Genomic DNA, 12,080 nt, shown 5'->3' with positions numbered 1-12,080 from the left:
GGCGACCCCATGAAGACCCTTCACGCCCGCCACCTGGCCAAGAGCTACAAGCGCCGCCGCGTGGTGCAGGACATCAGCCTCTCCATCGACCAGGGCCGTATCGTCGGCCTGCTCGGCCCCAACGGCGCCGGCAAGACCACCTCCTTCTACATGATCGTGGGCCTGGTGCGCGCCGATGCCGGCGAGGTGCACATCGACGGGCTCGACCTCTCCCGGGCCGCCATGCACCAGCGCGCCCGGGCCGGGATCGGCTACCTGCCCCAGGAGGCCTCGATCTTCCGCAAGCTCTCGGTGGCCGACAACATCATGGCGATCCTCGAGACCCGCAAGGACCTCGACCGCCCGGCCCGCCGCGCCCGCCTCGAGCAGCTGCTCGAGGAGTTCCACGTGACGCATATACGCGACAACCTGGGCATGAGCCTTTCCGGGGGCGAACGGCGCCGGGTGGAGATCGCCCGGGCCCTGGCCACCGAGCCCGCCTTCATCCTGCTCGACGAGCCCTTCGCCGGCGTCGACCCCATCTCGGTGGGGGAGATCAAGGGCATCATCCGCCAGCTCAAGGCCCGGGACATCGGCGTGCTGATCACCGACCACAACGTCCGCGAGACCCTCGACATCTGCGACACCGCCTACATCGTCGGCGACGGCAAGATCATCGCCGAGGGCAGCCCCGACGCGATCCTCGCCAACCAGCGGGTGCGCGAGGTCTACCTGGGCGAGGACTTCCGCCTCTAGGCCGAAATCTTCCACAAGTTGCTGATGTAAATGTCGTTATATCGCGACGGCATGAGGATTGCGCATGGCACGTTTATTGCTGCCTTTTCCTCTCCCGGAGGCTTGCATCGGGCCCGGCCGCGGACTAGGGTGAGGCTTTCCGGCGAAGAGAGCAGACCTCACCGATGGCCATGAAAGCCTCCCTTCAGCTGCGCGTCGGCACCCAGCTGACCATGACCCCCCAGCTGCAGCAGGCCATCGCCCTGCTGCAGCTCTCCACCCTGGACCTGCGCCAGGAGATCCAGCAGGCGATGGAGTCCAACCCGATGCTGGAGCTCGAGGAGGGGTTCGGCGAGCAGGCGGTCGCCGAGACACCCGAGGATGACTGGTCCAGCGAGATCCCCGCGGAACTCTCCACCGACAGCGACTGGTCGGACACCTACCAGGACCTGGGCGCCCCCGCCGGCGGGGGGGAAGGGCCGGACTTCGAGCGCCAGGCCGAGGGACAGAGCCTGCGGGGCCACCTCGCCTGGCAGCTGGCGATGACCGACCTCGAGCCTCGCCAGCAGCAGATCGCCGAGAGCCTGGTCGATGCCGTGGACGACGCCGGCTACCTGGCCCAGCCCCTCGACGAGATTCGTGACGGGCTGCGCCGCCAGGGCCTCGACGGCCTGCGCAGCCGCGAGGTGGAGCAGGTGCTGTTGCGCCTGCAGCAGTTCGAGCCCACCGGGGTCTTCGCCCGCGACCTGCGCGAATGCCTGATGCTGCAGCTCGCCACCCTGCCCGACGACACCCCCCTGCTGCCCCAGGCCCGCCGCCTGGTGCGCCAGTTCCTCGAGGCCCTGGCCGGCGACGACCGCCGCCTGCTCAAGCGGCGGCTGGGGCTCGACGACGACGACCTGGAGACGGTGATCGCCCTGGTCCGCTCGCTCGACCCGCGCCCCGGCAGCGCCTTCTCCAGCGTGGACAGCGACTACGTGATCCCCGACCTGGTCGCCCGCCATGACAGCCGCGGCTGGAAGATCGAGCTCAACCCGGACGCCCTGCCACGGCTGCGGATCCAGCCCGATTACGCCGCCCTGATCCGCCGCGCCGACAAGAGCCAGGACAACCAGTTCCTCAAGGACCACCTGCAGGAGGCGCGCTGGCTGCTCAAGAGCCTCTCCAGCCGCAACGACACCCTGCTCCGGGTCGGCCGCGAGATCATGGCCCGCCAGCTCGACTTCCTCGAGCAGGGCGAGGAGGCGATGAAGCCGCTGATCCTGGCCGACATCGCCCAGGCGGTGGAGATGCACGAGTCGACCATCTCCCGGGTCACCACCCAGAAGTACATCCATACCCCGCGGGGCGTGTTCGAGCTGAAGTACTTCTTCTCCAGCCATGTCGGCGGCAACGGCGAGGGTGACGCCCACTCCAGCACCGCCATTCGCGCCCGCATCCGCAAGCTGATCCAGGAGGAGCCCCCGCGCAAGCCGCTCTCCGACAGCAAGCTGGTCGCCCTGCTCGACGAGGCCGGCATCCAGGTGGCGCGCAGGACCGTGGCGAAGTACCGCGAGGCCATGGGCATCCCCTCCTCCAGCGAGCGCAAGCGGCTCAGGTAAAGCCGGACCGTGGCGCTCTCGAGAGTCATCCGCGAGGCCATGGGCATCCCCTCTTCCAGCGAGCGCAAGCGGCTGCGTTGAATCCGGGCGCACCGTGGCGCTCTCCACAGTCATCCGCGAGGCCATGGGCATCCCCTCCTCCAGCGAGCGCAAGCGCCTTCGCTGACCCGCGTCAACGCACCGCTCGACGACGCCGGCGCGGGGGGTATGCAAGGCAGGAAAAAGGGTTACAATCGAATCACCACCAACGAGCAAGGAGCGTGTCATGCAAGTCAACATCACCGGCCATCATGTGGAACTGACCGATGCCCTGCGTGGCTATGTGAACGAGAAACTGGCTCGCGTGGAGCGCCACTACGACAACATCACCAATGTCCAGGTGACCCTGTCCGTGGAGAAGGAGCGCCAGCTCGCCGCCTGCACCCTGCACGCCGCCGGTGCCGATCTGCATGCCGAAGCCCAGGACGGCGACATGTACGCCGCCATCGATGCCCTGGCCGACAAGGTGGACCGCCAGCTGGTCAAGCACAAGGAGAAGGCCCAGGCCCGCGCCCAGGGCGCCGGCGCCCGCTGATTCACCATGACACTGGAAACCATCCTGCCCCCCGAGCGCACCCTGTTCGGTGTGCCCGGGGGAAGCAAGAAGCGGGTGCTGGAGTTCTTCAGCACCTTCATCGCCCAGAACACCCCCAGCCTCGACAGCCAGGAAGTCTTCAGCCGCCTGATCGGCCGTGAGCGGCTGGGCAGCACCGGCATCGGCAACGGGGTGGCGATTCCCCATGCCCGGAGCCCCCACTGCAAGACCCCGATCGCCGGCTTCCTCAAGCTGGCCGAGCCGGTGGACTTCGATGCCATCGACGGCGAGCCCGTCGACCTGGTCTTCGTGCTGCTGGTGCCGGAGGAGGCCGACGACGCCCACCTGGCCCTGCTGGCCCAGGTGGCCGGCATCATGAACGATGCCGATACCCGCAGCGCCCTGCGCCGCAGCGAGAGCCAGCGCGAGCTCCACGAGCGACTCATCGAGGCGATCCGACGACAGGCCTGAGCCCTGCGGGCCGCCCGGCCACTTCAATGACCAGGAGACCCGTCATGCAGCTCGTGATCATCAGCGGCCGTTCCGGCTCGGGCAAGTCGATCGCGCTGCAGGCGCTCGAGGACCTCGGCTACTACGCCATCGACAACCTCCCCGCCATGCTGCTCGGGTCGCTGGTCGACGAGCTCAAGGGCGCGGAGTCACCGCGCTCGTCGATTGCCGTGAGCATCGACGCGCGCAACCTGCCCCAGGCCCTGCAGCGCTTCCCCAGCCTGCTCGAGGAGGTACGCAGCCGCGGCATCGACTGCCAGGTGATCTACCTGACCACCGATGCCCGCATCCTGCTCGAGCGCTACTCCGCCACGCGCCGCCGCCATCCCCTGACCCGGGACAGCCACATGACCCTGGCCGAGGCCATCGACTCCGAGGAGCAGGCGCTCGCCGAGATCCGCGACCTGGCGGACCTGGTGATCGATACCTCGCGCCTGTCGGTCCACGAGCTGCGCGGACGCATCAGCGACCAGGTGGCCCGTCACCGTGCCGAACAGCTGACCCTGACCATCGAGTCCTTCGGCTTCAAGCGCGGCGTGCCCCTGGATGCCGACATCGTCTTCGATGCCCGCTGCCTGCCCAACCCCTACTGGGACCCGCGCCTGCGCAGCGCCACCGGCCGCGACCCCGATATCATCGCCTTCCTCGAGGGCTACCCGATCGTCGCCGAGATGCTCGACGACATCCTCGGCTGGGTCGAGCGCTGGCTGCCGGCCTACCGGGCCAGCCACCGCAGCTACCTGACGGTGGCCATCGGCTGCACCGGCGGCCAGCACCGCTCCGTCTACCTGGCCGAGCGCCTCGCGGCGCGCCTGGCCGAGCACCACCCCAACGTGCGGCTGCGCCACCGCGAGCTGGGCATCCACGACACCCTGGCCCGCCGTTCCGGAGGGGCGGAGGAAGCGCCCGACGGCCAGGGAAAGCAAGGAAACTGACGCGTGCCGCAACGCCAGCTGACCCTCACCAACAAGCGCGGCCTGCACGCCCGCGCCGCCACCAAGCTGGTGCAGTGCTGCCAGCCCTTCGCCTCGCGCGTCACCGTGGCCAATGGCCCCCTGCAGGGCGACGCCGCCAACATCATGTCGCTGCTGATGCTCGCCGCCCCCTGCGGGACCGAGCTCACCGTGAGCGCCGAGGGCGATGACGCCGAGGCGGCCCTGGACGCCATACAGGCCCTCTTCGAGGCCCGCTTCGACGAGGATGAGTAACGGAAAGGCTGCGCTCGGCCCTCTCCGGTGGAGACCGGGACTCCCGAGCCAACTCGGCGATGTCAGCTGCCGGCCACGGTCATCTCGTCGATCAACCAGCTGCCGGTGTGGATGCTGCCGCGGGTGTCGGTGTCGCTGCCGATGCCGACCAGACCCTGGAACATCGCCTCCAGGTTACCGGCGATGGTGAACTCCTCCACCGGGTGCCGGATCTCGCCATTCTCCACCCAGAAGCCCGCCGCGCCCCGGGAGTAGTCGCCGGTCACCGGGTTGACGCCCTGCCCCATCAGCTCGGTCACCAGCACCCCGCGGCCCATGCGGGACAGCAGCTCCTCACGCGGGGTGAGCGGCGCCAGGAGGCGCAGGTTGCGGGCGCCGCCGGCGTTGCCGGTGGTCTGCTTCCCCAGGCGTCGGGCGCTGTAGGCGGAGAGCATGTAGCTGGCCAGCCGCCCGTTCTCGATGAACACGTTGTCGCGGGTCTGCACGCCGTCGTTGTCGAAGGGCGAACTCGCCATGGCCCCCACCTCCATGGGCCGCTCCTTCAGGCCGAACCACGCCGGGAAGAGCGGGTCGCCCAGGCGGTCGCAGAGGAAGGAGGCCTGGCGATAGAGCGCACCGCCGGCGATGGCGCCCATCAGCGAGCCGATCAGCCCGGCGGCCAGCGTCGGGTCGAACATCACCGGCAGGCGACCGGTGGCCGGTCGCCGCGCGCCCAGGCGCCGCAGGGTACGCTCGGCGGCGCTCTCGCCCACCGCCTCCGGGGCCAGCAGCTGCCGGGGGTCGCGGGCGCTGGTGTAGTCGTAGTCGCGCTGCATGCCGCCCTCGTCCTCGGCGATCAGCATGCAGGAGAGCGAGTGGCGACTGCCGCGCTGGCTACCCAGGAAGCCGTGGCTGTTGGCGTAGACCCGCACCCCCTCGCCGCTGGAGAGCGAGGCGCCGTCGGAGCTCTTGATGCCGGCGCGCCCCCGGCCCGCCGCCTCGCAGGCCAGCGCCAGCTCGATGGCCTCCTCGGTGGTCAAGGCCCAGGGGTGGTGGACCTGGAGGTCCGGCAGCTCACGGGCCATCAGCTCGGCATCGGCCAGCCCCGCGGCGGGGTCCTCGCCGGTATGGCGAGCGATCGCCAGGGCCTTCTCCACCACCGCGCGGATCGAGTCCTCGCCGGCATCCGTGGAGGAGGCGCTGCCCTTGCGCTGGCCCACGTAGACCGTGACGGCGATGCCCTGGTCGCGGGAGAGCTCCACGGTCTCCACCTCGCCCTCGCGCACGCTGACGCCGATCCCCTGGTCCACGCTGGCGCCCACCTCGCAGGCATCGGCTCCCAGCTGCCGGGCGAGCGCCAGGGCGCTGCGGGCACGGGATTCCAGCAGGGCCTGCTGGTCGGCGGCATCGAAAGCCTGTGTCATGTGATTCTCCTCGTCATCCGGCCCGCAGGCCGAAAGGGTCGTGATGTTCGTGACACAGCCCGCGAGCGCGGGCTGGTATACTCTGTCGAATCTTCAGCCTCAACCATGGAAGCGGCATGTCCCAGGATTCTCCCCGCGAGCTGCTCGAGCAGCTTATCCAGCAGCAGCCCGATGACGACGAGCGCCCCAGCAAGTCACAGCTCAAGCGCGAGATGCACGCCCTGCAGGCGCTGGGCGAGGCGATCATCGCCATGACCCCCGCCGAGCGCGCCCGCTTCCCCCTCTCCGACGACATGCTGGCCGCCGTGGAGGAGACCGCCCGGGTCCGCTCCCACGAGGGGCGCCGGCGCCACATGCAGTACGTGGGCAAGGTGATGCGCCGCGAGGACCTCGAGGCGATCAGGGCCGTCTACGCCGAGATCGAGCAGGAGACGCTGCGCCGCGACCACGCCTTCCACCGCCTGGAGAAGTGGCGGGACCGCCTCCTCGAGGAGGGTGACGCCGCCGTGGAGGCGTTCATCGCCGACTTCCCCGACGTCGATCGCCAGGCGCTGCGCCAGCTGATCCGCAACGCCCAGCGCGAGCGCGAACGGAACAAGCCCCCCGCCAGTGCCCGCAAGCTGTTCAGGCTGATCCGCGATACCGCGGGGCTATAACGCCGCTCGGGGCTGATCCGGGGGCAGGCCTGCAAGGAGGCGCTGTGAACCCCTCCCTGGGCGCTACCGACGCCATCCCTGGCGTAGGACCTCCTCTTCGGCCTGCCCCCGGCGCCCCTCGCTCGATCAGGAGGCCGTACCTCCCACCGTCAGCTCGTCGAGCTTGAGGGTGGGCTGCCCCACCCCCACCGGCACGCCCTGCCCCTCCTTGCCGCAGACGCCGATGCCGGCATCCAGTTCCATGTCGTGGCCGATCATCGACACCCGACCCATGGCCTCGGGGCCGTTGCCGATCAGGGTCGCGCCCTTCACCGGGGCGGTGATCCGGCCGTCCTCGATCAGGTAGGCCTCGCTCGCCGAGAAGACGAACTTGCCCGAGGTGATGTCCACCTGTCCGCCGCCGAAGCTCACGGCGTAGAGGCCACGCCTGACGCTCTTCAGGATGTCGGCGGGATCGTCCTGGCCGGCCAGCATGTAGGTATTGGTCATGCGCGGCATCGGCAGGTGGGCGAAGGACTCGCGGCGGGCGTTGCCGGTGGGCGCCATGCCCATCAGGCGGGCGTTGAGCTTGTCCTGCATGTAGCCGGTGAGGATGCCGTCCTCGATCAGCGGGGTGTACTGCCCCGGGGTCCCCTCGTCGTCGATGCTCATCGAGCCGCGCCGGTCGGCGAGGGTCGCATCGTCGACCACGGTGACCCCCCTGGCCGCCACCCGCTGGCCCATGCGGCCGGCAAAGGCCGAGCTGCCCTTGCGGTTGAAGTCGCCCTCCAGGCCGTGGCCCACCGCCTCGTGGAGCAGGATGCCGGGCCAGCCCGGGGCCAGCACCACCGGCAGCTGGCCGGCCGGGGCGTCGACCGCCTCCAGGTTGACCAGCGCCTGGCGCACCGCCTCCTTCGCGAAGCGCTCGGCCACGTTGTCGTCGCGCAGCCGCGCCATGGGGTAGCGGCCGCCGCCCCCGGCGCTGCCGCGCTCCCGGCGCCCGTTGCGGACGGCGATCACGCTGACGTTGAAGCGCACCAGCGGGCGGATGTCCGCCGCCAGGGTGCCGTCGCTGGCCCGCACCAGCACCACCTCGTGGACGCCGGAGAGCGAGGCGCTGACCTGGCTGACCGAGGGGTCGGCGGCCCGGGCCACCCGGTCGGCCAGCTTGAGCATGGCGATCTTCTCCTCGGCGCTGAGGCCGGAGAGCGGGTCCACGCCGCCGTAGCGACCGTCGGCACTCACCACCACCCGCGGCGCCACCGCCAGGCGGCTGCCGCTGCGCACGATGCCGGAGGCGGTGCGTCCGGTCTCGGCGAGGGCCTCGCCGGTGATCTGGTTGGAGTAGGCGAAGCCGGTCTTCTCGCCGGCCATGGCGCGCACGCCGACGCCGCCGTCGATGTTGTAGCTGGCCTCCTTGACCTCGCCATCCTCCAGCACCCAGCCCTCGTGCCAGCTGCGCTGGAAGTAGAGGTCGGCATAGTCGATGCCCGCCCCCAAGGCGGCCGCCAGGCCGCCGTCCAGGTCGTCGAGGGCGAGCCCGCCCGGGGCGAGCAGGATGTCGGCGGCGTCTTCGAGCAGGGAACGTTGCGATGATGTCATTCGGCACTTTCCACGGAGATCTGCGGCGAGGTCCAGGGACCCCGCACGCGATAATGAATTCGAGTCACGCTGTCGATGGCGTCACCGAACAGCCGATCGGCGATGAACAGGGCGCCGCCGACCACCGGGGCGCCGGCGATCACCGCCGCCAGCGGCAGGTTGCGGCTGATCGGCACTGTGACGCTCAGCCGCTGGTCGAGTTCCCGCCGCGCCAGGTCGACGCGACCGTCCAGGGTGAAGCGGGTGGCCGGCCCCTCGATCTCCACCGGCCCACGCGTCTCCAGAATGCCACCATACAGGGTCGCGGCGCCGGTGACACGATCGAAGGCGGTGCCCTGACCGGTGACGTCGGAGAAGTCCAGGCGCAGCCGGCGCAGCAGGTTGTCGACGTTGAGCAGCCCCACCAGCCGCGCCGAGGGCGAGTCGATGTTGACGAAGCGCCCGTCGCGCAGCCGCACCTCGATGCTGCCGCGGGAACGCTCCAGCGCGAACTGCCAGGGCGCCCCGGGCCAGGCCAGCTGGCTGGTCACCCGGGTCTCGCGATTGCGGATCGCCGCCGGCTGGCCCAGCCGCTCGAAGACCGTGCCCAGGTCGCGGCCGTCGAGGTCCAGGCGTGCCCGGGTCAGACTGTCGGCCGGCCCCGCGGCCTCCCACACCAGCTCCCCCCGGGCCGAGACCTCGCCGAGGGTCAGCCCCAGCGGGGCGATGGTCAGGCGCTGCGGTGAGCCCTGCCAGCGGGCGGTGAGCGGGCCGAAGCGCTGCCCGCGACGCTCGATGTCGGCGATCCTCAACCGCCCCTGGGGCAGCTCGGCCACCCAGGCCGGCAACGGCGCCGGGTCCGGCGGCGTGGCGATCTCGTCGAGCAGCGACCCCGTCGTCGTCGCATCGGGCACCAGGCCATCCAGCGAGAGCCGCATCAGCGCGATGTCCAGCGGCTCGGCGAGCTGCGGGCGGTAGTCCAGGTGGCCCGCCAGCAGGCTGCCGTCGAGGGCCAGGCGCCAGCCGCCGCCGGCCTGGGGTCGCCCCTCGACCCGCAGCGAGCCCAGGCAGCGGCCGTCATGCCACAGGCAGTCGCTCTCGAGGTGCAGCTGACGCAGGGTGCCGGCCAGGCCGTCGCCGCCGGCGCCCCCGACCAGGCCCGACAGTGCCCCGCCCCACTCGGCCAGGTCGAGCCGCGGCTGATAGGCCTCTACCCACCAGCCGTCGCCCTCGGGCCACGCCGGGGTGGGCGGCCGGCCCAGCCACAGCTGGCCCTGGCCGGCGCCAGCCCGCTCTCGCCAGCGCAGCGACAGGGCGTCCCCCAGCCGTCCCTCGAACCGGCCGGCGGTCAGGTCGGCATCGAGCCTCAGCGCGCGGCGCTCGCTCGCCGCCTTGCCCAGCGGCGCGGGCAGGTCGATGGCCAGCCCCTCCAGGGCGCTCTCGAGCCGCAAGCTGCTGCCGGCGTCGCCGATGGCCAGGCGCCCCTGCCAGGGAAAGCGCCCCCGGAGTCGCTCGGCGAGGGCCGGGCTCTCGGCCCAGTCGGCCAGGGCGGCCCCCTCGGCGCTCCCGGCGAGGTCGAGCCCGCCGGCCAGGGTGTCGATGTCGGCCCGCACGGGGCCGCCCAGCAGGCGTCCCTCCACGCGCCCCTCGAGGCCGCCCACCTCGCCCTGCTGGCGCCAGGTCAGCGGGCCCTCGAGGTCACGGAACACCAGCCCCAGGGGCTGGTACGCCAGGCGTGGGAAGGCGGCCTCGGCGGCGATCTCGAGCGCCAGGGGCTCGGCAGCGTCGCCGCCGAGGGGCAGCTCGAGCGCCAGTGTCCCGCTGGCCGAGCCCTCGCCCTGCCAGTCGGCGACCGCCTCGATCCCCTCCACCGGCATGGCCAGCAGATAGCGGCGCAGCGCCTCGGCCGAAGCCGAGAGGCCACCGCTGACCGACAGCCGTTGATCGACCAGGGTGGCCCGACCATCGCGGGCCTCGACCCCGAGGCTCTCCGCCCGATCGACGCGGGCCTCGAGGGTGGTGTCCTGCAGGCTCAGGCGGCCCTCGACGCCCTCCAGTGCCGGCCACTCCGGCGCGAAGGGCAGGCGACCCTCCTCGATCGCAAGCTCCAGGCCGAACGAGGGCGGGAGGCGGCTCGCGCCCCCGGCCAGGGGCACATGCAGCCGCAGCGAGCCCGCCGGGACGCGTCCGGCCACGCCGGTCGAGAGCCAGTCGAGCAGGTCCTCGCCGAGGATCGCCACCGGCAGCCAGTCCACCAGCGGGGTGTCGACGGCATCCACGTCGCGAAAGCCCAGCGACAGCCCGAAGCCGCCCCGCGCACCGCGGCCCGTCGAGAGCCCGAAGCCGCCCTCCACCTCGGCCCCGTTCCACCCGACGCGCAGGTCGCGGCCGCTGACCATGCTGCGCGGCCCGTCGTAGGCCCAGCTCACCTGGCCGGCGGCATGGTCGAGGACCATCGGCGCGGCGAATACCTCGGGGAAGTGCAGCTCGGTGTCCTGGCCACCGCGGAAGCTCACCCGGCCGGTGAAGTCACGGGCCTCGACCCACATGTCCAGCGGGCCGACACCGGGGGCCTGCTGCCAGGGCGAGATTTCCACCTCATGGAGTGCCGTGCGAGCCAGCCAGTGCCCCGCCTGCTGGCCGAGCCCGAAGCCGGCGACGCGGCCGCGGGGATCCAGGGTATCGATGACCCGGGCCAGCGCCTCGGGCAGCGGCACCCGGTGTCGCCAGGCCGCCAGGGAACCCAGGTCGAACTCGCTGGTATTGAGCCACCAGCCCTCGCGGCCGCCGGTGAAGTGCCAGCGGTGCGGCAGCGGGGGACCCCAGCGCGTCTCCGGCGTCTCGGGCTCCACCGCCTCGGGCGTGGTGGCGTCCCCTTCCAGCCACGCCTCCCAGCCCTGGCTGCGTCGCAGCCACTGGCCACGGGCCACCAGGTCCTCCAGGGCGACGACGCGGCGCTCGCCCTGGTCGTCGTCATGGCTCATGGCCAGCCGGGCGACATCCAGCTCAAGGCGGGCATCGGCCAGCTCGCCGCGGTGCCAGCGCCCCCAGAGCCGGGCATCGCCGCTGGCGGTGTCGAGGCGCAGGGGTTCGTTGCGGCCCAGCACCTCCACCAGCCCGACCAGGCTGTCGAGCTTCATCTCGGCCTGCAGCGCGGCGTTGAAGTCGCGAAAGCCCGAGGGGCCGGGCAGGACCTCGAGGGCCGCCTGCATGGCGGCGTCGCGCTGGCCGACCAGACGAATCTCCCCTTCGAGGTGGGCGCGACGGGCGTCGCCGGTCATCAGCAGCCGCGGCGCCTCGAGCTCCACCCGGCGCTCGCGGCCATGCAGCACCAGGCGCAGCTCCTCGACCCAGGCGCGCTGGCGCAGCAGCACCCCGACCCAGAAGTCGAGCCGCTCCAGGTCGAAGTCGCCGCGGGGCCTCAGCTCGGGAGGGAGCTCGGCGGGGTCGGGCCAGTGCCAGCCCCCCGCCTCGGTCTGGTAGAGGTGGATCGTCACGCCGGACACGCGGGCATCCTCCACCACCGGCACGCCCTGGCGCAGGGTGGCGAGGGTATCCAGCCGCAACTGCCCGCGGGTCACCTCGAGCAGCGGCAGGGCGACGCGGTCGGGTCGGGCATGGATCGTCAGGCCGTCCAGGGAGACCTGGGGGTCGAGGCGCACCAGCCGGGTATCGAGCTCGTCGATGGCCACCTCGGCACCGAAACGCAGTGAGAGCAGCGCCTCGAGCCGTGGCGTCAGGCCGTCGGCCAGCCCAAGAGCCAGGCGCAGCGCCAGCAGCAGCAGCGCCACCGATGCCAGCAGCAGCGCCACCAGCGACAGGCTCCAGCGCAATACCAGACGCGTCGGGGACAT

10 protein-coding genes are annotated in these 12,080 nt (G+C 71.6%); 7 read left to right on the top strand and 3 right to left on the bottom strand.

Annotated features, from left to right (window positions below):
• Positions 1-9: 9 nt before the first annotated feature.
• The 6 genes from lptB (at position 10) to BDK63_RS04120 (ending at position 4,607) form a co-directional block, all read left to right on the top strand.
• Positions 10-735 carry an LPS export ABC transporter ATP-binding protein gene (lptB, locus tag BDK63_RS04145; RefSeq protein ID WP_183330068.1) on the top strand — a complete coding sequence of 242 codons (726 nt, stop codon included), beginning with the start codon at positions 10-12 and terminating at the stop codon, positions 733-735.
• Between the two features lie 164 nt (positions 736-899).
• On the top strand, positions 900-2,315 hold the full coding sequence (locus BDK63_RS04140; protein ID WP_183330067.1) for an RNA polymerase factor sigma-54: 1,416 nt from the start codon (positions 900-902) through the stop codon (positions 2,313-2,315).
• A 265-nt stretch (positions 2,316-2,580) separates the two neighbouring features.
• Positions 2,581-2,889 (top strand): ribosome hibernation-promoting factor, HPF/YfiA family, encoded by a 309-nt coding sequence (gene hpf / locus BDK63_RS04135; RefSeq protein WP_183330066.1) that lies wholly within the window; start codon positions 2,581-2,583, stop codon positions 2,887-2,889.
• Positions 2,890-2,895: 6 nt separating this feature from the next.
• Complete coding sequence (gene ptsN, locus BDK63_RS04130) at positions 2,896-3,360, top strand: PTS IIA-like nitrogen regulatory protein PtsN (RefSeq protein ID WP_183330065.1); 465 nt, start codon at positions 2,896-2,898, stop codon at positions 3,358-3,360.
• A gap of 44 nt (positions 3,361-3,404) precedes the next feature.
• Positions 3,405-4,334: an RNase adapter RapZ gene (gene rapZ / locus BDK63_RS04125; RefSeq protein WP_183330064.1), complete on the top strand. Its 930-nt coding sequence runs from the start codon at positions 3,405-3,407 to the stop codon at positions 4,332-4,334.
• A 3-nt stretch (positions 4,335-4,337) separates the two neighbouring features.
• Positions 4,338-4,607, top strand: coding sequence for an HPr family phosphocarrier protein (locus tag BDK63_RS04120; RefSeq protein ID WP_183330063.1), 270 nt, complete (start codon positions 4,338-4,340; stop codon positions 4,605-4,607).
• Between the two features lie 62 nt (positions 4,608-4,669).
• Here BDK63_RS04120 and pmbA read toward each other — a convergent pair whose 3' ends face one another.
• Positions 4,670-6,010, bottom strand: a complete 1,341-nt coding sequence (gene pmbA, locus BDK63_RS04115) for a metalloprotease PmbA (protein WP_183330062.1) — start codon at positions 6,008-6,010, stop codon at positions 4,670-4,672.
• A gap of 116 nt (positions 6,011-6,126) precedes the next feature.
• Between pmbA and yjgA the strand changes: the two genes are divergently transcribed.
• Positions 6,127-6,666: a ribosome biogenesis factor YjgA gene (gene yjgA / locus BDK63_RS04110; RefSeq protein ID WP_183330061.1), complete on the top strand. Its 540-nt coding sequence runs from the start codon at positions 6,127-6,129 to the stop codon at positions 6,664-6,666.
• 126 nt (positions 6,667-6,792) lie between these two features.
• On the opposite strand, the gene tldD is transcribed toward yjgA, so the two are convergent.
• Together tldD and BDK63_RS04100 are read right to left on the bottom strand one after the other, a co-directional pair.
• Complete coding sequence (tldD, locus tag BDK63_RS04105) at positions 6,793-8,247, bottom strand: metalloprotease TldD (protein WP_183330060.1); 1,455 nt, start codon at positions 8,245-8,247, stop codon at positions 6,793-6,795.
• Positions 8,244-12,080 carry a YhdP family protein gene (locus BDK63_RS04100; RefSeq protein ID WP_183330059.1) on the bottom strand — a complete coding sequence of 1,279 codons (3,837 nt, stop codon included), beginning with the start codon at positions 12,078-12,080 and terminating at the stop codon, positions 8,244-8,246. Before BDK63_RS04100 ends, tldD begins: the two co-directional genes overlap by 4 nt.

It is taken from the genome of Halomonas campaniensis, assembly GCF_014193375.1.
GTDB classification, from domain to species: Bacteria; Pseudomonadota; Gammaproteobacteria; order Pseudomonadales; family Halomonadaceae; genus Halomonas; species Halomonas campaniensis.
The sequence above is the reverse complement of the archived record's forward strand: the minus strand, read 5'-3'. Positions and strand labels throughout refer to the sequence as shown.